The sequence below is a fragment of the uncultured Reyranella sp. genome, from assembly GCF_945957355.1.
Taxonomy (GTDB): domain Bacteria; phylum Pseudomonadota; class Alphaproteobacteria; order Reyranellales; family Reyranellaceae; genus Reyranella.
Window position 1 is genome coordinate 14,631 of the sequence record NZ_CAMFKM010000022.1, and the last position, 21,656, is coordinate 36,286.

15 protein-coding genes are annotated in these 21,656 nt (G+C 65.2%); 12 read left to right on the top strand and 3 right to left on the bottom strand.

Going from position 1 to position 21,656, the window contains the following annotated elements:
• Positions 1 to 53 precede the first annotated feature (53 nt).
• The 4 genes from Q0Q48_RS25060 to Q0Q48_RS25075 all read left to right on the top strand — a co-directional run bounded on the left by Q0Q48_RS25060 (position 54) and on the right by Q0Q48_RS25075 (position 4,116).
• Positions 54 to 1,667, top strand: a complete 1,614-nt coding sequence (locus Q0Q48_RS25060; protein ID WP_295144272.1) for a UbiD family decarboxylase — start codon at positions 54 to 56, stop codon at positions 1,665 to 1,667.
• A gap of 37 nt (positions 1,668 to 1,704) precedes the next feature.
• Positions 1,705 to 2,274: a UbiX family flavin prenyltransferase gene (locus Q0Q48_RS25065; RefSeq protein ID WP_295144275.1), complete on the top strand. Its 570-nt coding sequence runs from the start codon at positions 1,705 to 1,707 to the stop codon at positions 2,272 to 2,274.
• Positions 2,264 to 2,785: a pyridoxamine 5'-phosphate oxidase family protein gene (locus tag Q0Q48_RS25070; RefSeq protein WP_295144278.1), complete on the top strand. Its 522-nt coding sequence runs from the start codon at positions 2,264 to 2,266 to the stop codon at positions 2,783 to 2,785. Before Q0Q48_RS25065 ends, Q0Q48_RS25070 begins: the two co-directional genes overlap by 11 nt.
• A 131-nt stretch (positions 2,786 to 2,916) precedes the next feature.
• Positions 2,917 to 4,116 carry a polysaccharide biosynthesis/export family protein gene (locus Q0Q48_RS25075; RefSeq protein ID WP_295144281.1) on the top strand — a complete coding sequence of 400 codons (1,200 nt, stop codon included), beginning with the start codon at positions 2,917 to 2,919 and terminating at the stop codon, positions 4,114 to 4,116.
• A gap of 36 nt (positions 4,117 to 4,152) precedes the next feature.
• Here Q0Q48_RS25075 and Q0Q48_RS25080 read toward each other — a convergent pair whose 3' ends face one another.
• Positions 4,153 to 5,460, bottom strand: coding sequence for an autotransporter strand-loop-strand O-heptosyltransferase (locus Q0Q48_RS25080; protein ID WP_295144284.1), 1,308 nt, complete (start codon positions 5,458 to 5,460; stop codon positions 4,153 to 4,155).
• A gap of 54 nt (positions 5,461 to 5,514) precedes the next feature.
• Positions 5,515 to 9,684 carry a hypothetical protein gene (locus Q0Q48_RS25085; RefSeq protein ID WP_295144288.1) on the bottom strand — a complete coding sequence of 1,390 codons (4,170 nt, stop codon included), beginning with the start codon at positions 9,682 to 9,684 and terminating at the stop codon, positions 5,515 to 5,517.
• Positions 9,685 to 9,807: 123 nt separating this feature from the next.
• Between Q0Q48_RS25085 and Q0Q48_RS25090 the strand changes: the two genes are divergently transcribed.
• The 8 genes from Q0Q48_RS25090 (at position 9,808) to Q0Q48_RS25125 (ending at position 20,649) form a co-directional block, all read left to right on the top strand.
• Positions 9,808 to 11,967: a type I secretion system permease/ATPase gene (locus Q0Q48_RS25090; RefSeq protein ID WP_295144291.1), complete on the top strand. Its 2,160-nt coding sequence runs from the start codon at positions 9,808 to 9,810 to the stop codon at positions 11,965 to 11,967.
• A complete protein-coding gene (locus tag Q0Q48_RS25095; RefSeq protein WP_295144294.1) occupies positions 11,964 to 13,403 on the top strand; it encodes an HlyD family type I secretion periplasmic adaptor subunit in 1,440 nt (479 codons plus the stop codon). Before Q0Q48_RS25090 ends, Q0Q48_RS25095 begins: the two co-directional genes overlap by 4 nt.
• An 86-nt stretch (positions 13,404 to 13,489) precedes the next feature.
• Complete coding sequence (locus Q0Q48_RS25100) at positions 13,490 to 14,464, top strand: NAD-dependent epimerase/dehydratase family protein (RefSeq protein WP_295144297.1); 975 nt, start codon at positions 13,490 to 13,492, stop codon at positions 14,462 to 14,464.
• Positions 14,465 to 14,489: 25 nt separating this feature from the next.
• A complete protein-coding gene (locus tag Q0Q48_RS25105) occupies positions 14,490 to 15,680 on the top strand; it encodes a methyltransferase domain-containing protein (protein ID WP_295144299.1) in 1,191 nt (396 codons plus the stop codon).
• Between the two features lie 27 nt (positions 15,681 to 15,707).
• Complete coding sequence (locus Q0Q48_RS25110; RefSeq protein WP_295144302.1) at positions 15,708 to 17,117, top strand: hypothetical protein; 1,410 nt, start codon at positions 15,708 to 15,710, stop codon at positions 17,115 to 17,117.
• Between the two features lie 25 nt (positions 17,118 to 17,142).
• Positions 17,143 to 18,750: an ABC transporter permease gene (locus Q0Q48_RS25115; protein ID WP_295144304.1), complete on the top strand. Its 1,608-nt coding sequence runs from the start codon at positions 17,143 to 17,145 to the stop codon at positions 18,748 to 18,750.
• Complete coding sequence (locus tag Q0Q48_RS25120) at positions 18,747 to 19,427, top strand: ABC transporter ATP-binding protein (RefSeq protein ID WP_295144307.1); 681 nt, start codon at positions 18,747 to 18,749, stop codon at positions 19,425 to 19,427. The genes Q0Q48_RS25115 and Q0Q48_RS25120 overlap by 4 nt, the downstream gene beginning before the upstream one ends.
• A 7-nt stretch (positions 19,428 to 19,434) precedes the next feature.
• The gene (locus Q0Q48_RS25125; protein WP_295144310.1) at positions 19,435 to 20,649 is read left to right on the top strand and encodes a hypothetical protein; all 1,215 of its coding nucleotides are present in this window, start codon (positions 19,435 to 19,437) and stop codon (positions 20,647 to 20,649) included.
• Positions 20,650 to 20,655: 6 nt separating this feature from the next.
• On the opposite strand, the gene rfaD is transcribed toward Q0Q48_RS25125, so the two are convergent.
• Positions 20,656 to 21,636, bottom strand: a complete 981-nt coding sequence (gene rfaD, locus Q0Q48_RS25130; RefSeq protein WP_295144313.1) for an ADP-glyceromanno-heptose 6-epimerase — start codon at positions 21,634 to 21,636, stop codon at positions 20,656 to 20,658.
• Positions 21,637 to 21,656: the final 20 nt, after the last annotated feature.

A 21,656-nucleotide genomic window follows, 5' to 3' on the forward strand; every position in this document is an offset into this window, starting at 1 on the left:
ATTCCCAACATCTCCTTCGCCGCCCCGCCTCCAACTGCACCAGGATCCATGCCATGCCACAGCAGGACATGACGTCTTTCGTCGAGGAACTCGAAGCGATCGGACAGCTGACGCGAATCAAGGATCCGAAGCGGGTGGATGAACTGCCCACCCTCATGGAGGCTTCGCCGAACAAGGCGATCCTCGTCGAGAAAGTGATCGACAGCGAGTTCAGCTTCCTCGCCGGGGCCTACAGCACGCGAGAGCAATATGCCCATGCGCTCAAGTGCGATCCGCGGGATCTCGGGAAGGTTATCTCCCGGGTCAACCTCAAGAGGGAGAAGCCGGTTCTGGTGGAGACGGCCCCTTGCAAGGAGGTCGTCCTGAAGGGCAAGGACGTCGACCTGACCCGGTTCCCGCTGTTCCTCTATCACAGCTACGATGGGCACGCGTTCATCCAGGACACGAACGTCGTGTCCCGCGATCTTGAGACCGGGCTCATAAACTGGGGCATTTATCGCTTCATGTATCGTTCGAAGAACGAAACGAACATCGACATGAGGAACGACAGCCACAACGCGCGAATCCATGCCAAGAAGTACCAGAAGGCAGGGAAGGACATGCCGGTCTCCGTCGTCATTGGCGGGCCCACCCTGGACAAGATCGCATCGATGTATTCGTTCGAGGGCCAGGACGACTGGGACATTCTCGGCGGCTTCTATGGCGAGCCGGCGAAAGTCGTGAAATGCGAGACCAACGATCTAACGGTTCCCGCCAACGCCGAAATCATCCTCGAGGGCCGGATGATGACGTCCGAAGGCTGGATCTACGACGAAGGGCCCTACGGCGAGTACACGGGAACCTACGGATCGGGGCTGCCGAGCAACTGCCGCTTCGTCGTCGACTGCATCACCTATCGCAGGAATGCGATCTACCAGTACGCCACGATCGGCGGGCTTCATCCGGGCCGCACCGATCTCATGATCTTCAACCCGACGATCGAGTCCGACATTTACAGCGCGCTGAAGCTTGCGGGCATCCACGTGCTCGACGTCCATGCCCCCTATGGCGGGAGCCACAACATCGTCTATGCGAGAATCAAGGTCGTGGGCGGCGGCGATGCCAAGCAGGCACTCGGCCTGATGCTGACCTGCTCGCGGCAGTGGTTCCCCAAGCTGGCCTACGTCTTCGATGAGGACATCGACATCTTCGACGACGATCAGGTGAAGTGGGCCATGGCCTGGCGGTACAACCCCCAGATCGACACGCTCGTCATTCCGGACCTGAACATCCTGCCACTCGATCCGCTGGCCCAGACCAACCATCCGCCCGTGCACACGCCGAAGGCCGGCTTCGATTGCACCATCCCCATCGTTGGCAATATCGACCGGGTCAGCTTCATGAAATGCGCCGTCACCGAGCCGTTCGGCGCGCCGCGGGCAGACACCCGGATCCTGGAAGAGCCCGAACTCGAACGGGCGATGGAAGCCTTCGTCAAGGAGGCGCCCCGGACATGGGAGGACATCCTGAGGAAATTCCACGGTCAACCCTATCCGAACATCTATCGCGCCTTCGGCAGCTTGCGGCCCAGGCTCGGCCGCGTGGTCGACCAGCGTCCCGAGTATCCCTATACGATCGCCGATTCGTGCTTCGTCCATCGTGACGGGCAATCGCCGACGGGGCGGTGAAGCCAGCGGAAACGACTGCAGCCAGGGGAGAAATGTCATGAAGCGACTGATTGTGGGCGTGTCAGGGTCGAGCGGAGTCATCTTCGGCGTCCGGCTGCTCGAAGTGCTGAAGGGCATTCGCGACGTGGAGACCCATCTCGTCCTGAGCAGGGGGGCCGAGGTCACGCTGCGGCTCGAGACGGATCGCAGCGCCGAGTCCGTCAGGGCACTGGCGGACGTCGTCCATGCCCACGACAATCTCGCGGCGTCGATCTCCAGCGGCTCGTTCCGGGTCACCGGCATGGTGGTGATGCCGTGCTCCATGAAGAGCCTGGCCCAGATCGCCCTGTCCCTGAACGAAAACCTGCTCACCCGCGCGGCCGACGTGACGCTGAAGGAGCGCCGCAAGCTCATCCTGGTGCCGCGCGAGACGCCGCTGCATCTCGGGCACCTGCGTCATATGACGGCCGTTGCCGAAATGGGCGGCATCATCCTGCCCCCGGCGCCGTCCTTCTACCATCGGCCCAAGACCATCATGGACGTGGTCGACCAGACGGTCGGCAAGGTTCTCGATCAGTTCGAGATCGAGCATGACCTGTTCCGGCGCTGGAGTGGCGATGACATCTGAGGAATTCGAGGTCGCGACGGGAGCTCTGCTTCGCGAAGTGGCCCCGATGACCCTGGCGACCTGTGCCGACAATGTCCCGTGGGCGAGCGATGTCTACTTCGCGTCTTCGGGATTCAATCTGATTTTCTACTCCTCGCTCGATTCGCGGCATTGCCGCAATCTCGTGGCCAATCCGCTCTGCGCCGCTTCGGTGCACGCGCCCGTTGCCACCTGGCGGGACATCAGGGGCCTGCAGATGGAAGGTGTGGCCGGGCCTGCCCATACGATCGGCGAGAAGGCGTCGGCGCTCGCGACCTATGTCGAAAAATTCCCTTTCGCGCGCGACCTCATGGCCAATCCGGTGGGGATGGTGCGCTCCGCGTTCCGGGCTCATGCGCACATATTCCGGCCGGCGCGCATTCGCTATCTGGACAACCGCCGCGGCATCGGCGTGCGCTTCAGCGTCGGCATCGTGGACGGCAAGCCCGCGTGGCCACCGCGACGCGAGATGACCGACGCCGCGGAGCGGTAACGGCGCCGATGCGCGCCCGCTTTGTCCACTCGCCTTGGCGACAGGAATTCATCTAAGATCAGGTAGTTATGCGTTGCGCGTCGTCGCGTTCCGCGAGACTGCTAGGTGTGAATTCCAGATCTCCCACGACCGTGCGTTCCCATTTCCGTTCCCGTACCCTGGCGACGCGTCGTCACCTGTTGAGCGCGCTGCCGGCCGCTGCCTTTCTCGTGTCCTGTGACAGCCTCCCGGCAAGCGGTCCGACGACATCGGAAATCGCCAGTGCCGGCCGGCCGGGACGGTCGGGTGGCACCCGGTTCGCGCTGGTCGACGTGACGGCCGACACCGTCGCGATCATGCAGCGCTGGAGCGCGGCGTCGCTCCAGGGAAGCTTCGGGCGGCAGCGGCCCGCCGCCCGGCAGGTGATCGGCGTGGGCGACTACGTTCAGGTCGTGATCTGGGAAGCGGCCTCGGGCGGGCTTTTTTCCGCACCTGCCAACGACCGCGGCAGCTCCGGCTCGCGCTCCGCCACGATTCCCGAGCAGGTTGTCGGCCCCGATGGCGCCCTGACGGTGCCCTATGCCGGTCGCGTGCGCGTCGCCGGCCGCTCGCCGGCCGAAGTCGAGCAGACCATCGTGCAGGCGCTGCGGGAGAAGGCGATCGAGCCCCAGGTGCTGGTGACCGTGACCCGGAATGTCGCCAACACCGTGACGGTGATCGGAGAGGTGACCAACGGGGCCCGCGTGCCTCTGACCACGCGGGGCGACCGGCTGCTCGATGTCATCGCCGCCGCCGGCGGGACCCGCGCGGCGGCGCATGAGGTCTTCGTGACCCTGGTGCGGGACGGCGCATCGGTGCGCATCCCGATGCAGGCCATCCTGAACGATCCGGCCGAGAACGTCTATGTGCAGGCTGGCGACGTGGTCAGTGTCGCGCGCGATCCACAGACCTTCACCGCCGCCGGCGCGACCGGCGTCAACACGGTGATCCCATTCGACGCGGTCGGCATCACGCTCGAGCAGGCGCTTGCTCGCGCGGGTGGGGTCAACGATACCCGGGCCGATCCCACCGGGGTTTTCGTGATCCGTTTCGAGAGGCCAGCCGACTACGACCAGCTCGGCCTCCAGCGGCCCGACCCGTCGGCGCTGCCCGAGGTTCCGGTAATCTATCGCCTTACGCTGCGGGACCCGGTCGGCTTCTTCCTCGCGCGGCGCTTCCCGGTGAGGAACAAGGACATCGTCTACGTCTCCAACGCGCCGTCCATGGAGATCCAAAAGGCGATGACGATCCTGCTGCCGTTCCTGGGCGCCGGCGCGACCGCCGTCACCGTCGGGGCCGTGACCACGCGCTGACTCGCCGCTGCAAGATGCGGCGGGCGGCGGCTCTCGTCAGGGTTTGGGGGCGGCGGCCGGGAAGCCGGGGATCCGGCGGATCGCGGCCTTGACCTGCGCGGCCGTGATCAGCCGTGTGCACTCGAACTGCCGGGGCGTGTCCTTCTGGCGCGGGCACCAGAGGAAGTCCTTGTGGTCGAAGCGCAGCAGCGGATCGTTCCAGCAGCTGTTGCAGGCGTGATAGTTGATGACGCGATAAGGCGTCGAGAATTCATTGGTCGGATGGGTGAAGCCGCTGATCAGCACGGTCGGCGTCCCGGCGGCCCAGGCCAGCCACGACAGTCCGCTCGACAGGCCGACGAAGAAATCGGCATGGCGCAGCCAGCGCGCGCGCTCCTGCAGCGGCTTGTCGCCCGTCTGGTCCTCGGCGCCGTAGGGAATGTGGTTCCACACGATGCCGTGGCCATGGACGGGACGCTGGTCGATGCAGATGACCCGGTAGCCGTGCTGCTTCAGGAACTCGACGATTTCCCGCCAGCCGGTCGGATTGTTCCAGTACTTCGCCTGCGTCGTGCTCTGGGCCGCGATACACACATAGCGTTCAGGTATCGGTCGCGAGGCGTTGGCCAGCGCGAGCTTGGGCGGAATCTCGGTCGGATCGACGCCCAGGATGTATCCCGCCGACCGGTGCAGGCCGACCAGTCGGAAGTCGCTGGGCTGCAGCAGGCCCTCCTTGTCGTCGAAGAACAGCCCGACATTGTAGGTGGCGTAGTAGCGCTCGGGCTTCACCTGCTCGTGGTTGACGAAGGTGATGTCGGGGTGGGTGTCGCGGAACAGGGGGATCAGCCATTCGGCCATCGATACGGTGAGACGACATCCGTGCTGCTCCTTGAAGCGCACCGCGTAGGGGAACCAGCCGAGCGTGTCGCCGAGCGTGCCCACCGGCAGCTGCACCAGCACTTCGCGGTCGGCGGCGGAATAGTCGTGCTGGAAGACCTTCTCCTCGCCCTCCCAGACCTCGATGCGGAAGCGCACGAAGTAGCGCTTGCTGCTGTTCACCCGGCCGGACTTGATCTGCGTCTCGAACAGGATGTTGTCGGTGTCGATGTCGCTCAGCCGGATGCGCCGCAACTGGCCGGTATCGTCGATGCCGACGCGGCAGCCGTCGTTGAAGTCGAACCAGATGCCCTTGGGACCCTGCAGAACGGGCTTCGGCGCGGGGGCCGGGAATGCCCGCTTGGGAGGCTCCTCCGGGACGGTCTGCGGGGGCGCGGCCTGCGGCGACGCAGTCGGTGCGCCGGACGCCGGCGTGTCGAGTGTAACCGAAAGGACCGGCTGCGGCGGTGGTGTGATTTGATCTGGCATGTCGGAGAACTCGACCGGTTCGGCCGGGGCGGACATGCCGCCCCCGGCGTCGGTCTAGGCGTGCGGATTTGCGAGCAGGCTGAACGGGTCGGTGCCGTTGGCGACGGGATCGGTGATCAGCGTGCCGGTGGCGCCATCGCTCGCCAGCTTGAAGTTGCCCGCGACGTAGTTGCCGAAGAGATTGATGGAGGCCTGCAGACTGCCGCTGGTGATCGTGAGGACGCCCCCGCTGCTCGTCGACTGGTTCCAGGTCGCCGACGTCACGCCGGCCGTGTAGCCGATGTCGCCGAAGTCGATCGCACCGGCGCTGGGGGCCAGGCCGGAGATGCTGACGTTTCCACTGATGGCGACGGAATCGTCGAACTTCACGGTCCCGCCCGACGCGGTGAAGGTGATCGTGGACCCGCTCGCCACGCCGCCGCTCAGGACCTCGAGGAAGCCGCCGTCGACTATGGCGCCCCCCTGCAGCGAACCGCCGGACCAGACGTAGGCCTGGGCGCCCGCGCCGGTCACCATGATTTGGCTCGCGATGCCGCCGGCGATGACATGGTAAGTGCCGCCGGCGTTGATCTGCGCGGAGGTCGTCGTGCCGCCGGAGTAGGTGATGGCGGAGCCTGCCGAATTGACGATCGTGCTGATCGCATCACCATAATTGTACTGGAAGCCGCCGCTGTTCACGGTGGTGGCCAAGGCGGAGCCTGTCGCGCCGATGTGCTGGCTGCCGTTGAACAATGTGGAACCGCTGCCACCACTGCTGATGAAGCCGTTCAGGGTAGTGTTGCTGGCTGTGCCGCCGCTCCAGACGACAAGGAGGCCGCCGTTGACGGTCGTGTTCAGGGACGATCCGCCATTGTGGACCTGCATGAGGCCGCCGAACTGGATGTTCGTGTTCGAAGCGATCGTGCCGGAGTCCCAGACGAGCTGCGTGCCGGCGGACTGGATGGTGGTGTTGCTGGCTTGCGCACCGTCGTAGACATACTCGTAGCCGGCGCTCAGGATCGTTGCGCCGGAGGCGACGCTGCCAGTGCCCCATACGACCTCGAAACCGCCCGACTGGACTGTCGCGGCAAGCGAACTGCCGCCCAGATAGGCGTACTGGTTCGTGCCCGACTGAATCGTCGTCGAGCCGGCGCTGCCCCCCGAATACACGTTCAAGACGCTGCCGCTGCCCTGTAGCAGCGTGCCGAGCGCGACGCCGCCCGAATAGACATAGCCGGCGCCACCGGCAATCGTGGCGCTGCCCGAGATCAGGACCTGGCCGCTCGTGGGGCCCGAGGTCGCCGTGTAGTGGAAACCGGCGCTTCCACCGGCCGAGACGAGGAGCTGCCCGCCGGTTTGCACGGTCGTGCTCAGCGCGAATCCACCGCCGCCCGAAGACGTGGCGCCGCCGACCACCTGCTTGCCGCCGCTCAGCACCGTCGTCCCGGAGGCGAAGCCACTGCCGAGGATGTACTGGTTGCCGCCGGAATTGACAGTCGTCCCGCTGGCCACCGACTGATGGGCCTGCCCGCCGACATACTGGAAGCCGCCGCCGTTGACGGCGACCGCCGACGTCGTGCCATAGACGAAGCCGCTGCCGCCGCTGGCGATGGTCATGCTGGTGGCGCTGGCGCCGGACCAGACCTGGTGCACGCCGAGCACGATGGCGCCCTTGTCTGTGCCGCCGGCGACGTATTCGATGCCGCCCGCACTGACCATGGTCGCGCTGGCCGTACCGCCGTTCACCGTCAGGGCCCCGCCGGACGTCAGGATCAGGCCGGCGCTCGTCTGTCCCGTCTCGAGGGAGAGGTTGTAGGTGCTGATCGCCGCGCCCTGAGCCACTGTGAAGCTCTGGACGACGCTGGCGTTGTTGAGGGCGGAGGTGAGCCCTGAATCGGCGAACTCCTGCATCTGGACGGTATAGGTGCCGTTGGTGAACGACACCGGAGTCGATGTCGCCCAGTTGCCGTCGGAGTCGGCCTGCGCCACCAGGTAGCCGCCGTTCGATAATATCTCCGAGGGCAATGCGCCGCCGCTCAAAGCCGAGAAGGTCAGCTTGGCGTAGCTGCTGCCGAAAATCTTGTTGGTGTAGGAGTTGACGTAATAGTTGCTGCTCGCTGTCTGCTGCTGGAGTGCAGCTTGGTCGGAACCATTCCAGCCGAATACCAGTGCGCCGTTGTAGACGGTCTGGGGCGTCGTGGTGCCGGAGGTCTGGGCGCTCCAGACTTCATAGGATTGCAGGAAAGGTGCGCCGCCGCTCGACGTGTAGCCCGGCCGCATGCCCACGAGCGGTGCCCATGGCACGAGGGTGCCAGAGACGGTGTTCAGCAGCGACGGATCGAGCGTGTTGGTGCCGCCCTGGAAGAAGCTGATCGTCATCCCGCCGCTCGACGTGATGTACTGCCCTGTCCCCGTGCCGGTGATCGCGGCGAGGCCGTCGATGGCGATGAAGCCGCCCTGGCCGGTATAGGCCGGATTCAGGATGCCGGCCGAATCGACCGTCTGGTAGAGGTTGAAGGTCTTGGCCGCAGCTCCCGTGCCGACGACGATCTGGTACCAGTTGACGCCATTCCCCGAGTTCGCAAGCGTGACCGGCAGGTCCAGCAGGTTGACGACACCTGCCGAGGGAATGCCGTAGGCGGATGTCGCATAGCCACCGCTGCCGTTGCTGACGATCTGGTAGTTGCCGGACCCACTGATGGTAGGCAGCGCGACGTCGTCGGCGGCGGTCGCTCCCTTCAGGATGATCTGGATCGGCGTGCCGTCGATCAGTGTCGTCTGCCCGACGTTGAAGTTCAGCGTCGTCTGGATGCCGTTCGTGTTGACCCCTGTCGGAACCAGGTAACCGCCGCTCGTCGGGGCGATGTAGTTGGCGATCGTCTGCGAGGTGTAGCCGGCCGGCGTGTCGCTGTCCCCGAACAGCGTGACCGTGATGCTGCTCGTTGGCGACCCCGTCGGGCTCTGGGTTACGTCGATCAGCGGGCCGACATTATAGGCGCGGGTCAGGAAGTCCGAATAGCCGTTGCCGTAGGAGTTCGTGTAGTTGAAGAACACCTTGGCGTATTCGTCGTAGTAGACGTAACCTGGCGGCGTCACGAGGCCGGACGAGGCGCCACCGAAGGCATAGGTCGGATCCTGGTTCCACTCCTTGTTCAGGATCAGCGGCGTGGTAACCGCCGAGTTCAGCGACGTGCCCGTCGCATCGTAGTAGCCGGCCGTGAATCCCGCGAGAAAGTCGCGCAGGACGGTGCCCCATTCGTTGTTGGAGCCGGTATTCATCGTGAGGGTAGTCGATCCGCCGGCCCCGTTGGGGTTCGCCAGGCCGGACACGGTCGCATTGCCCAGCGTCATGTAGATGCTGTTGGCGAGGTCGGCCGGGCTGATCGTGATCGTGCCCTGGATCTGGCTGGCCGCGTCCGGCGTCAGCACGAAATTGCCGCCGCTGAACGTCACCCGATAGGAGTAGAATCCGGCATTGTGCCAGACATGGTTGGCGTCCGGCGCGCCGTTGAAATAGCCGGTGATCTGGATCTGCTCGGCCCCGGCCGCACCTCCCGAACCCGCCGATACGGCGGTGCTGGTCTGCAGGTTCGTGATGTAGTTGTTCCAGTTGGACGTCTGATAGTTCGTCCCGCTGATGTTCTCGGAGATCGCGGTAGCGGGCGAGATGGCCATGCGCGGTCCGGTAAGCCCGCCCGAGGTGGCCGACGTGAAGTACTGGATGCTGCCGCTGCCGCCGGCACTGACGAGCGCGTTCCAGATCGTGTCGCTGGTGGCGACGCCCCCGCCCGGGATCGAATAGCCGCGTGTGCCGCTGGTGCCGTCCTGATAGACGACGTCGATCTCCATCGGGATGCCGAAGCCGTTGATGTCGGTCAGGTTGCCGGCATCGGCGGGAGCGGGTGTAAAGGTGACTTCGAAACTGTCGTAGCGGTAGTTCAGCGTCTGCGCGCTGGACGGGGTGGCCGTCGCAACGATCTGGCTTTCGGTCTGAATAGGGTCAGTCGGACTCTTCCCTGAACCGCCCGTATGGACCGGCGTGACGCCCGGCGCGATGCTTTGCAGGATGAAGTAGACCTTGAGGCCTTGCTGATCCGGCAGATTCAGGGATGCGCCCGAACCGGTAAGGGGCGTCCAGGTCGGGTTGTTGCCGCTCGCGTCGAAATAAACCGCCCAGCCCTGGACGTTCGCCGTCCCCAGCTGAGTCGCCATGCCCGAACCGACATTGACCGCGACTGTTGGCATCCGTACCCCCACGTCCCCCGATACGGCTCAGGACACCGTACGCTTACAAACCTACCTTTTGCGTGTAGAAACACAATATAATCCTCGTGACGCCGACCACAGGCGGAAGCAGACCCCTGAGCCATGGACCCTGAAAAGGAGCTGCCCAACGATCCCGGCATCATCGCGCTGGTGATGCTGATGCGCCTGCATGGGGTGGCGGCCGACGGCGACCAGATCCGGCATCGTTTTGCGGCACGGCCGGTCGGGGTCGCCGAAATGGTGCGTTGCGGCAAGGAATTCGGGCTCAGGACCCGGGTCGTGCGCACCCGGTGGGCGAGGCTGCCTCATACGCCCCTCCCGGTGATTGCCGCCTTGCGCGATGGCGGTTTCCTGCTGATCGGCCAGGTCAATGCGGAGGAGGGCAAGGTCCTCGTCCAGGAACCCACGGCCGCCCGTCCCCGGGTGATGACGCAGGCGGAACTGGAGGAGGTATGGGACGGCCGGATCGTGCTGATGGCCCGGCGCAGCGCCCTCTCAAGCCTGACGCGCCGCTTCGACATCAGCTGGTTCGCCGGGGCCATCGCGAAGTACCGCGGGTTGCTGGGCGAGGTGCTCGTCGCCTCGTTCTTCCTGCAGGTCTTCGCCCTCGTTTCCCCGCTCTTCTTCCAGGTCGTCATCGACAAGGTCCTGTCGCACCGGGTGATCAGCACGCTCGATGTCCTCATCCTCGGCCTGGTCGCCATCTCGATCTTCGAGACCATCCTGGGAGGACTTCGCACCTATCTCTTCTCGCACACCACCAACCGCATCGACGTCGAGCTGGGCGCGCGACTGTTCCGGCACCTGCTGGCGCTGCCGATCAACTACTTCCAGACCCGCCGCGCCGGCGATTCGGTGGCGCGCGTGCAGGAGCTGGAGAACATCCGGAATTTTCTCACCAGTTCGGCGCTCACCCTGGTGGTCGACCTCTTCTTCACGGTCGTCTTCCTGGCGGTCATGTTCGTCTATTCGCCGCTGCTCACCTTCATCGTGATCGGCTCTCTGCCCATCTATGTCGCGATTTCGGCCGGCGCCACGCCGTTCTTCCGCCGGCTGCTGGACGAGAAGTTCCGGCGCGGCGCTGAGAACCAGGCCTTCCTGATCGAGACGACGACGGGCGTGGAGACCCTGAAGGCGATGGCGGTGGAGCCGCAGATGCAGCGGCGCTGGGAGGAGCAGCTCGCGGGTTACGTCGCCGCGAGCTTTCGCGTCACCAACCTCGGCAACTACGCCAGCCAGGCGGTGCAGCTCGTCAACAAGCTGGTCGTGGCCGCGACGTTGTATTTCGGCGCCAAGCTCGTGATCACGGGCTCGCTGACGGTGGGCGAGCTGGTGGCCTTCAACATGCTGGCCGGCCGCGTCAGCCAGCCGGTGCTGCGCCTGGCCCAGCTGTGGCAGGACTTCCACCAGGCCAGGCTGTCGGTTGCGCGGCTGGGCGACATCCTCAACACCCCGGCCGAGACCGTCTACAACCCGACCCGCGCGGTGCGACCACCGATCCGCGGCGAGGTGATGTTCGAGCATGTCAGCTTCCGCTACCGTGTGGATGGTTCGCAGATCCTCCACGACGTGAACTTCACGGTGCCGGCCGGCCAGACGGTCGGCATCGTGGGCTCGTCGGGCTCGGGCAAGAGCACGCTGGTGAAGCTGATCCAGAGGCTCTACGTCCCCGAAAGCGGCCGCGTCCTGATCGATGGAGTCGATCTCGCCCTGGTCGACACGTCTTGGCTGCGACGCCAGGTCGGGTTCGTGCTGCAGGAAAACGTGCTGCTGAACCGCTCGGTACACGAGAACATCGCCCTGACCGACCCGGCGATGCCGATGGAGAAGGTGATCGCCGCGGCGAAGCTGGCCGGAGCGCACGAGTTCATTCTTGAGCTGCCGGAAGGTTACGACACGATCGTGGGCGAGCGCGGCGGCAGCCTGTCGGGGGGGCAGCGCCAGCGCCTGGCCATCGCGCGGGCCCTCGTGACCGATCCGCGTATCCTCATCTTCGACGAGGCGACCAGCGCGCTCGACTACGAGAGCGAACGCATCATCCAGGACAACATGGCCGAGATCGCGAAGGGGCGGACCGTGTTCATCATCGCGCATCGCCTCTCGGCGGTCCGGCATGCCGATCGCATCGTCACCATGGACCACGGCCGGATCGTCGAGGACGGCAAGCACGAGGACCTGATGCGAACCGGCGGCCGCTATTCCCAGCTCTATCGTCTGCAGGGCGGCATTCAGGTCGTGTCCGAGGCCGGGCGCGACCGATGACAGACGCTGTCGCCGCGCCGCCCAAGCCACCCTCCAGACCGCGGCCGGTCCGGCGTCATGCCCACGAGGTCGAGTTCCTGCCGGCGGCGCTCGAGGTCGTCGAGACGCCGCCATCGCCGATCGGGCGGGCGATCAGCGGCCTCATCATCGTGGTGTTCCTCGCCGCGATCCTGTGGGCATCCCTCGGCACCATCGACATCATCGCCGTGGCGCAGGGCAAGATCATCCCGAGCGGCAGTACCAAGACCATCCAGCCGCTGGAGAGCGGCATCGTAAGGGCGATCCATGTCAGGGACGGCCAGACGGTCAAGGCGGGCGACGTCCTGATTGAGCTGGATTCGACCGTCAGTGTCGCCGAACGCACACGCACCGAGGCCGACCTGGTGGCGGGCCGCCTCGACGTGGCGCGGCTGCGCGCGCTGCTCTCCGATGTACCCGATCCGGTCGCGCAGTTCGAACCGCCCGGCGAAGCGGACCCGGCGCTGGTGGCCGCTCAACGCCATCTCCTCGACAGCGAAGTTGCCGAACGCCGCGCCAAAACCGCGGCGGTCGACAACCAGAAGGTCCAGAAGGAAAAGGAGGTCGCGACGCTGGCGGCCAGCATCGCCAAGATCGAGGCGATGCTCCCGATCCTGCGTCAGCGGTTCGAGATCCGCCGGGCGCTGATGGAGAAGGATCTCGGTTCCAGGCTGCTCTACCTGCAGGAGCAGGGCGAGCTGGTCGGCACCGAGAACGAGCTGCTGATCCAGAAAAGCCGCCATGCCGAAGCCGTCGCGGCCCTGGGCGCCATCACGGCCACCCGTGACCAGGTGGAGGCTGAGTTCCGGCGCAAGGCAGCCGATGAACTTTCCAAGGCCGAGCAGCGCGTCGCCGCTCTGACCCAGGATCTGGTGAAGACCACCCAGCGCACGCGCGAGCGCTCCCTGGTGGCCCCGATCGACGGGGTGGTCCAGCAGCTCGCCGTGCATACGATCGGCGGGATCGTCACCCCGGCACAGCCTCTGCTCGTTCTGGTGCCGACCGGAAGCCGGCTCGAGATCCTGGCGATGGTCCCAAACCAGGACATAGGTTTCATCGAGGTCGGCCAGAGGGCGGCGGTCAAGGTCAGGACCTTCGATTTCACGAAGTACGGCCTGCTGGAAGGCGTCGTCGAGAGCGTCTCGATGGACGCGATCAAGCCGGACCCGACCCGCGACCTCCCGGACGGACGGTCGCCGGACTCCATGATGCCCGGCTCCGCGGGCGCGACGCAGGACCCCGTCTACGCCGCGCGCATCTCCCTCGATCGCAGCCAGATCAAGGTCGGCGAGAAGGTCGTCAACCTGGCGCCCGGCATGGCAGTGACGGTGGAGATCATGACGGGCGAGCGCACCATCATCAGTTACCTGTTGTCGCCGCTTTCGCGGCATAGCCACGAAAGCATGAGGGAACGTTGATTCCCCGCGCATGGGTGCTGGAGATCGCTTCGATAACGTGCAAATAATGCGACAGGGGATTGCTAACTCGGGGGCGGCCAGAGGCCATGAGGCGCGATGCGGTGATCATGGTGACGGGCGCCGGTGGCCTGGTTGGTTCCACATTGCTCGAGCACCTGGCAGGTGAAGGCTTTACGCGGCTCGTTCCAGTGCTGCGGCGAGACTGCGATCTTTCCGATTCGAAAAGTACCGAATCGCTGTTCGCCCGCACGCGGCCGACCTACGTGTTCCATGCGGCCGGCCGGGTCTACGGCATCCTGGGCAACATGATGAACCAGGGGTTGTCGTTCTATGACAACAGCATGATCAACACGAACGTCGTCGAGGCCTCCCGTCGACATGGCGTCGAGAAGATCACCGTCATGGGAACGGGGGCAGTCTATCCCTATCCGCCGCCGGGCGTCCCGCTGCGCGAGAACATGATCCACTTCGGCATTCCGCATGCGTCGGAACGAGGGTACGCGAACGCCAAGCGCGCGATGCTTGCGATGCTCGAAGCCTACGAGGAGAGCTATGGTCTCAAATGGGCCTACATCGTCTCCTGCAATCTCTTCGGACCGCGCGACAGGTTCGACGTGAAGTTCGGACACGTCGTGCCGGCGCTCATCCGGAAATTCCACGAGGCCCGGTGCAACGGCGGCGGCGTGGAAGTCTGGGGCGACGGCTCGGCGCAGCGTGATTTCATGTACAGCCGGGATGCCGCGCAGGCATTCCAGACGATCATGGAAAACGTCGATGGCCCCGTGAACATCGGCAGCGGCGTCGTCTACAGCATCCGCGAGATCGTCGACATGCTGGGGGCGATCACCGGCATGGCGGACCGGGTGCGATGGGATCGGACCAAGCCGAACGGGCAGGAGTATCGCGAGTACGACCTCAGCCGCATGCGCAGCGCCGGTTTCCAGTGCCGGTACTCCATCGCCGAGGGCCTGCGCGAGACCTGGGACTGGTACTGCCGCGAATTCGACGGCAAGCCCCAGGCGACACAGGCGCATGCCGAGGGAGTTTCCGTGAGCCTTTGAGGCCGCGGACATGGACAGCATGGCAATGAGTTCAGATCCGGCCGTTCCGCCGGAAACACAGAGGGCACCGACCACCGAGGAGAGGCTGAGCGCGCTCGGGCTCGACGGCCGGCGGCGCATGGTTCACAGCCTGCTGCCTCTCGAAACCGGCTGCGGCCTCGAAATCGCGCCGAACTGGGCGCCGGTCGTCACGAAGTCTGAAGGCGACGTGCTCTATTGCGACTATCTGACCTACGAGCAGTTGCTGGAGCGCGAGAGGACGAATCCCGGTCGTATCCAGCACGGCCTGCGCGTCCAGCGTCTCGATTTCATCTGGGAGATCGGCAAGACGCTGCAGGAGTGCGCCGGCGCCGCCGCGCCCTTCGATTATGTCGTGTCGTGCCATGTCTTCGAGCACGTGCCGAACTTTCTCGAATATCTCTATCAGGTCCGGGCCGTCGTGAAGGACGATGGCGTAATCGCGATGGTGCTGCCGGACTGCAAGGGCAGCGGCGAGTATTTCCGGCGCGAGACGAATGCGGCCGAGCTGATCAGCTCCTACCTGCTGGGACAGACAGTGCCCTCACCCGGGCAGGTGTATGATGGGCTCAAGAACCTCTTTGACTTCCAGAACGTGCCCCTGGAGGGCCGCACGCTCGCCGACGTCAAGCGGCTCTTCACCGACACCGACTGCTACGACGCGGCTTTGCGCGCGAGCCAGGAGTATGTCGATGTCCATTGCTGGGCCTTCTCCCGCGACGGCTTTGCCGAGGTTGCGCGCGAACTGAGAGAGATCGGCCTTTTCGATTTCGAGATCGAATCGCTCGAGTCCAATCCGCCAACGCAAACCGGGCACGGGTCCGAATTCTACGTGAAGCTGCGGCCGACGGCGCCGCCGCGGCCCTCGCGGTTGCGCGGACGCGCCTTGTCGCTTCCCGGCGTGCAGACCGCCCCGGACGCAGAGCCGGGCCAGTCCGACATCGAGCAGGTCAAGGCCCATGGCGAGCGGGCGTTCCGTGAGGCGGTCGCCGTCCAGAACGCTCTGAAGGCCGAGAAGGAAGCGGCCGAAACCGCGATGGCGCGGGCCGTGGCCCATGGCGAGAAGGCCTTCCGTGAAGCCGTGGCGGCCCAGGACCTGCTCAAGGCGGAGAAGGCGCTCGCGGAGAACAGGCTTGCCCGGCTGGAAGCCAGCCCCCTCGTGAAGTTGGGCCGCCAGATCGGCCTGCTTCCCCGATAGGCGATCACGTTCCGGAACCGAAAGACCATGACGCAGAAGAGACTGGCGATCGTCTGTTCCTACAATGAGAGCTGCGGCAACGCATCGTACGCCCATGTGCTCAGGAACAAGTTCTCGGAGTACGTCCACTGCGACGTGATTCCGCTCGACCTTTTCCTGCTGCAGAAATCCAGTCCCGCATTCCAGTCGGCGGGCGACAGGCATATTGCCGAGATCGCGGCACGGCTCTCGGCCTACGACTATGTGAACATCCAGTTCGAGGCGGGCCTCTATGGCGCGAAAGACGCCGACGTACTGCGTCGACTGACGATGCTTCTGGATGCCTGCCGGAGCGTCGTCGTCACCATGCATCGCATCAATCCGCCGACCTTCCACCTGCCGCGCGTCTTCTGGCAGTTCGCCGAGACGTTCGTCGCGGGGCATCCGATCGTCGCCACGCGTGCGATGCTCGCGGAGATCTTCTACGCGCGGCCAGCTGCGAAGCTCTATTCCCGTATCATCGAGGCCTGCAGGCGGCGGTCGAGAGCGGCAAACGTCAGCATCATGGTCCATACGAAGCGCGAACGGCGCATCGTCCGGGAGATCTACAGGTTCGACAAGGTGGTCGATTTCCCGATCACCTTCCTGACGGAAGACCAGCGGCGCGAGGTCCTGGAGAAAACCGATGTGGAGGCGTTCCGGCGGCGCCACGGGGTTGCGCCTGGGGTCAAAGTGATCGGCGCCTTCGGGTTCATCTCCTCCTACAAGGGCTACGAGACGCTGATCCATGCGCTGAAGGAACTGCCTGACGACCATCACCTCTACCTGTTCGGCGGACAGCATCCCGCTTCCGTCGCAGAGAATGTCCAGCTGGATCCGTATATCGAATCGCTGCTGAAGCTCATCAGCGAGAAGAACGACGAAGTCGTCGGCGATGCCCGTCGGCGACTGATGCCCTTCACGCGCGGGAGGACTGTGCCGGCGGACACCGGTCCGGAAACGGCAGGAAGGATGGAGGAGACACTCTCGAAGCTCCTGTCGTACGATTTGCTGAAGCGTGTCCATTTCATCGGCGAATTGTCGGATCCGCATTTCATCGAGGCGCTGCGTGGTTGTGATGCGGTTGCTCTGCCTTATCTCGAGGTCGGCCAGAGCATGTCCGGCGTCATCGCGCTCGCAATCGAATGCGGCGCCAATCTCTATTGTGCCCGCAACAGGTCTTTCGCCGAGGTGATGAAGTATTACGGCGAGGTCTTCGTCTCGTTCGACATTGGTAACCATGTCGAATTGGCCCAGAAGATCCAGCGGGGCGGCAACCGCTTCGAGGAAGCGCGCAACCGCGCCCTCGCAACCTACAACCTGCAGAGCAACGTGGCCTTGCATCTGGAGAAACTGGGTTTCACCCTGCCGGCCGAGCCCAGGCTGCCGCAGACGGGGACAGCGCAACCGGCGGCATAGAGGCCGCTCGACGGGAGCAGTTCCGATGGCGACACCGGACGGGCTGGACGAGGAACTCGCGCTGGCGCTGGCTGCCGTCGAAGACGACCCGGCCAATGCCTACGGACTCGCGGTGGTGGCCGAACGTCTTCGTCTCGCTGGCCGGGAGCAGGAGGCGGCTGCGGCCGTCCGTCGGGCCGCCGCGCTCAATCCTGGCGACGATCGCGTTCTCAGGAAGGCGCAGACACTCCTGCTCATGGTGGGCGATTTCGCCGCCGCGGTCGAACAGGGACGCCTGCTTGTCGGGCGTGACCCTGCGGATCCGGAGGCGCGCTTCCACTTGATCTTCGGGCTGCTGGCGTTGCGCGAGCATCGCGAGGCGCTGGATCATCTGGACATCTACCTGCAGCGCGCACCCGAGTCGGCGCTGGGCTGGCGCAATCATGCCGGTGCGCTCGAGGCGCTGGGCGAGTTCCATCGGGCACTCGCGTCGTCGAACCGGGCGGTGCTGCTCGAAGGCTCCAATCCGGAGTTCCGCCTCCATCGCGCAGGTCTGCTCAACCATCTGGGCCGGACCGCCGACGCCCTGGCCGAGGTCCGTGCCGCCGAGGCGATCGAGGGTGAGACAGCCCGGGTCTCGTGGTTCCGAAGCGTCATCCATGACGGGGCCGGCGATCTCGATGCCGCGATCGACCATGCCCGGAGGGCCCGGGATCTTGCACCCGGCAATCTCGACTTTGACCGTTATGTCTCGGATCTCGAGAAGCGACGGGCGGCGAGGGGCGAACTGCTGCTTCCCCCTGGTGCCGGCGAGCCGACAGGACAAGCCGCGCCGCGGCCGGGCTGGCAGCCCAGACCGATCGGCCGGCCGGGCTGGCGGGCGGCCGTGGCCAGCCAGGGACGCATCCTGATCGCGCTGCTGCTGCGGGACGCGCAGACCCGCTTCGGGGAAACGCGGCTCGGCTACCTCTGGGCCCTGCTGGAGCCGATCTCCCATCTGGCGCTGATCGCCAGCGTGTTCGCGGCCACTCACATCGGCGGAACGGCGCCCGTCGGCAGCAACCTCATCGTCTACTATTTCACCGGGGTGCTGCCCTACCTGTTGTTCTCCAACACGGTCTTCGGAGTCCAGCAGAGCCTCGTCGCCAACCGGCCCCTGCTGCAGATCCCGCTTGTCCAGCACGTCGATGTCCTCCTGGCGCGCGGTCTGCTCGAGTTGCTCACCCAGTTCTGCGTCGCCATCATCGTTCTGACTGCCTTCGTGCTGCTTGGCCTGCCGGCGGTTCCGAACGACGTATTCGACGCGGCCAGCGGGCTCTTCGCGATCTGGGTGGTCGGCTTCGGCATCGGGGTCATCAATGCGACCATCATCCACTTCGTGAAATCCTGGGACCATGTCTTCGCCAATGTCGTGCGCGCCCTCTACTTCACGTCCGGCATCTTCCTCAATCCGGCCGAGATGCCCGAATGGGTGCGCGACATCCTCGTCTGGAATCCCATCCTGCAGGCGATCGACTGGATCCGCAGCGGCTTCTTCGACGGCTGGCATCCGGTCTGGCTGGATCGAGGATACGTCGTCCTGTGGGGACTTGCCGCCGTGCTGATCGGCTTCAGCCTGGAACGTGCCTGCCGCCGGCGGCTCTCGGTCGCATGATAACGCTCGACCATGTCCACAAGAGCTACCGCACCCCGGAATCCCGCCGCACGGTGCTGGATGACGTGAGCACGGTCCTTGCCGACGGGGTGAACATCGGGATCCTGGGCGTCAACGGCGCGGGCAAGTCGACCCTGATGCGGCTTCTGTCGGGGACCGAACTGCCCGATCGCGGCACCATCCGGCGCACAAGCCGGGTGTCGTTTCCGCTGGGCTTCGGCGGCGCGATCCATCCCAACGCCACGGGCCGTGACAACGTCATCTTCCTCGCCCGTGTCTACGGGGTCGACCGGCGGGCCGCCATCGAGTTCGTCCAGGAGTTTGCCGAACTCGGCAGCTACTTCGACATGCCGACCCGGACCTATTCCTCCGGCATGATGGCGCGCCTGTCGTTCGGCCTCAGCCTTGCCATCGACTTCGACGTCTACCTGGTCGACGAGATCACGGCGGTGGGCGACGCGCGCTTTCAGTCGCGCTGCCACGAGGCATTCCAGCAGCGCATCCGCCATGCTAGCGTGATCATGGTTTCGCACAGCTTCGAGACGATTCGGTCCTATTGCGAGAAGGGTGCCGTCCTCAACGATGGCAAGCTCGTGATGTACGAGACGATCGAAGGGGCGATTGCGGACTACAGGAAGCTTCTGGGCCTCGACGCAGGCCCCGAGCCGGGCGGGTGAGTGTCACATGAGCCAGAGGGTCATCCAGCTGCGCAAGGAGACGGTGGAGGAGCCGGACCTGCTCGCCCGTCCGATGCCTGCCGTCCGGCGCAAGCGCGGCGTCAGGGGCCATCTCCTGGCATTCCTGCTGCTGGCGTTCGTCCCGACGGTCGCCGCCGGCGTCTACCTGTACGGCTTCGCCGCCGACCAGTATGTCGCTGAGTTCCGCTTCAATCTGCGGCGCGCCGCGGAGCCGGTGCTGACGGGTGGCGCCAACAGCGGAAGTCCGACCGGCGCGCTGGTCGCCACCGGGCTGACAGCGAGCCAGATCTGGGACTCGCAGACGATCGTCCAGTTCATCAGGAGTCGCGACGTCGTCGACGCGCTCGAGACGGAGCTGGGTTTCGACCGGCTCTACCGGCGGGCCGAGGTCGACTGGGTGAGTCGGCTTGGCGAAGCGCGGTCGATCGAACGCAAGACCGAGTACTGGCGCGGAATGGTCGAGCCGTTCTTCGATGCCATGACCGGCGTCATCTCGGTATCGGTGCGGGCCTTCACGCCCGAAGATGCACTGGCGGTGGCGAATGCCGTGCTGAAGAGCGCCGAGAAGACGGTGAACGAACTGTCCACGCGCGCGCAGAAGGATGCGATAGCGTTCGGTGAGGAGGAGGTAGCGAAAGCCGACCGCCGGCTCGTCGAGGCAAGGGTGGCCGTCCGCGACTTTCGCGACAAGGCCGAGATGGTCGATCCGGGGCGCTCGGTCGAGGTCGACATCAACCTGCAGGCCCACCAGCGTGAGCGGCTGGCGACGCTGCAGGCTCAGTACAATTCCATCAGCAAGTCTGCGCCGAACTCGCCGCAGCTTCGTCACCTCGGGGTCGAGATCGCGGCCATCGAGGGCATCATTCGCGACCAGCAGGCCGGCATGACGCAGGGCCGGAAGGCGGTGCCGGAGAAGTCCGGCGGCCCGACGATCACGGCGCTGATGGGCGGATACGAGGCGCTGAAGCTCGAGGAAGCGTTCCGCGAGAAGCTCTACCTGTTTGCGCTCCAGTTTGCCGAACAGTCCCGCATCGAGGCGATGCGGCAGAAGCTCTATCTCAATGCCTTCGTGAAACCCAAGCTGCCGGAGGAGGCGCTGTATCCGCGCCGCCTGCGCATCATCGCCATTGTCTTCGTCGTCGGCCTCGTCGCCTGGGGATTGGGATCTCTCGCCTACTATTCAATCCGCGATCACCTCTGACGGGTTTCAGCGGTAGCGGTCGGCGGCGCCGAGAAAGCCGGCATAGCGTGCGACCGCCTCGGGGACGGGCGTGAAGGCCTTGCGGTAGCCGGCGTTCCGCAAGGCGCGGAGCGGCGCTTCGGTCGCATATTGATAGCGGTCACGCAGGCCTTCCGGCATCGGCACGTAAGCGGTGCGCGGCTCGCGCCCGAGCGCCGCGAAAAGCGCGCCGATCAGGTCACGGAACGATGTCGCCTGTCCCGTGCCGACGTTGAGCAGGCCGCACGCGGGGCCATGGGTCAGTGCCCAGATCACGACGTCGGCCACGTCGTCGACCAGCACGAAGTCGCGCCGTTGCTCGCCGTCCGCGAAGTCGCTGCGATGACTCATGAACAACTCGACCTCGCCGCCGGCGGCCGCGATGCCGTGGTTCCTGGCGACGACGCTCATCATGTCGCCCTTGTGATATTCGTTCGGGCCGAACACGTTGAAGAATTTCAGTCCGACGCATCTCGGCGGCAGCGGCAATCCGAGTTCCCGCCGCTCCGCCACCACCAGGTCGAAATGATGCTTGCTCCAGCCGTAGAGATTGAGCGGCCGCAGCTTCCGCAGCCCGGAGAAGGGGAGGTCGTCGACGAAACCCTGGCTTCCGTCGCCATAGGTGGCGGCAGACGAGGCATAGACCAGCGGAATGCCGCGGGCCGCGCACAGATCGAGGAGCCCGAGCGAGAACTGGAAATTGTCCCGCATCACCGCATCGCCGTCGCGGGTCGTCGTCGATGAGATCGCCCCCATATGGACGATGCCTTCGACATCCTGGGCCTTCGCAAGAAACTCGAAGAGCTGATCCGGGAAGACGAAGTTGCGGAACATCCTTTTTCGGAGGTTCTGCCAGCGATCATCCTGTCCCAGCCGGTCGCAGAGCACGAGGTCATCGCGACCGGCGTCGTTCAACGCCGCGACGACGTTCGAGCCGATGAATCCCGCTGCACCCGTGACGACGATCATGAGTCTTCCTCGTCCCGCGC

Excerpts from the sequence above, each read along its gene's own strand:
- Q0Q48_RS25060 (WP_295144272.1), top strand. The coding sequence starts at position 54 with ATGCCACAGCAGGACATGACGTCTTTCGTCGAGGAACTCGAAGCGATC.
- Q0Q48_RS25065 (WP_295144275.1), top strand. The coding sequence starts at position 1,705 with ATGAAGCGACTGATTGTGGGCGTGTCAGGGTCGAGCGGAGTCATCTTC.
- Q0Q48_RS25070 (WP_295144278.1), top strand. The coding sequence starts at position 2,264 with ATGACATCTGAGGAATTCGAGGTCGCGACGGGAGCTCTGCTTCGCGAA.
- Q0Q48_RS25080 (WP_295144284.1), bottom strand. The coding sequence starts at position 5,460 with ATGCCAGATCAAATCACACCACCGCCGCAGCCGGTCCTTTCGGTTACA.
- Q0Q48_RS25085 (WP_295144288.1), bottom strand. The coding sequence starts at position 9,684 with ATGCCAACAGTCGCGGTCAATGTCGGTTCGGGCATGGCGACTCAGCTG.
- Q0Q48_RS25090 (WP_295144291.1), top strand. The coding sequence starts at position 9,808 with ATGGACCCTGAAAAGGAGCTGCCCAACGATCCCGGCATCATCGCGCTG.
- Q0Q48_RS25095 (WP_295144294.1), top strand. The coding sequence starts at position 11,964 with ATGACAGACGCTGTCGCCGCGCCGCCCAAGCCACCCTCCAGACCGCGG.
- Q0Q48_RS25100 (WP_295144297.1), top strand. The coding sequence starts at position 13,490 with ATGAGGCGCGATGCGGTGATCATGGTGACGGGCGCCGGTGGCCTGGTT.
- Q0Q48_RS25105 (WP_295144299.1), top strand. The coding sequence starts at position 14,490 with ATGAGTTCAGATCCGGCCGTTCCGCCGGAAACACAGAGGGCACCGACC.
- Q0Q48_RS25110 (WP_295144302.1), top strand. The coding sequence starts at position 15,708 with ATGACGCAGAAGAGACTGGCGATCGTCTGTTCCTACAATGAGAGCTGC.
- Q0Q48_RS25115 (WP_295144304.1), top strand. The coding sequence starts at position 17,143 with ATGGCGACACCGGACGGGCTGGACGAGGAACTCGCGCTGGCGCTGGCT.
- Q0Q48_RS25120 (WP_295144307.1), top strand. The coding sequence starts at position 18,747 with ATGATAACGCTCGACCATGTCCACAAGAGCTACCGCACCCCGGAATCC.
- Q0Q48_RS25125 (WP_295144310.1), top strand. The coding sequence starts at position 19,435 with ATGAGCCAGAGGGTCATCCAGCTGCGCAAGGAGACGGTGGAGGAGCCG.
- rfaD (WP_295144313.1), bottom strand. The coding sequence starts at position 21,636 with ATGATCGTCGTCACGGGTGCAGCGGGATTCATCGGCTCGAACGTCGTC.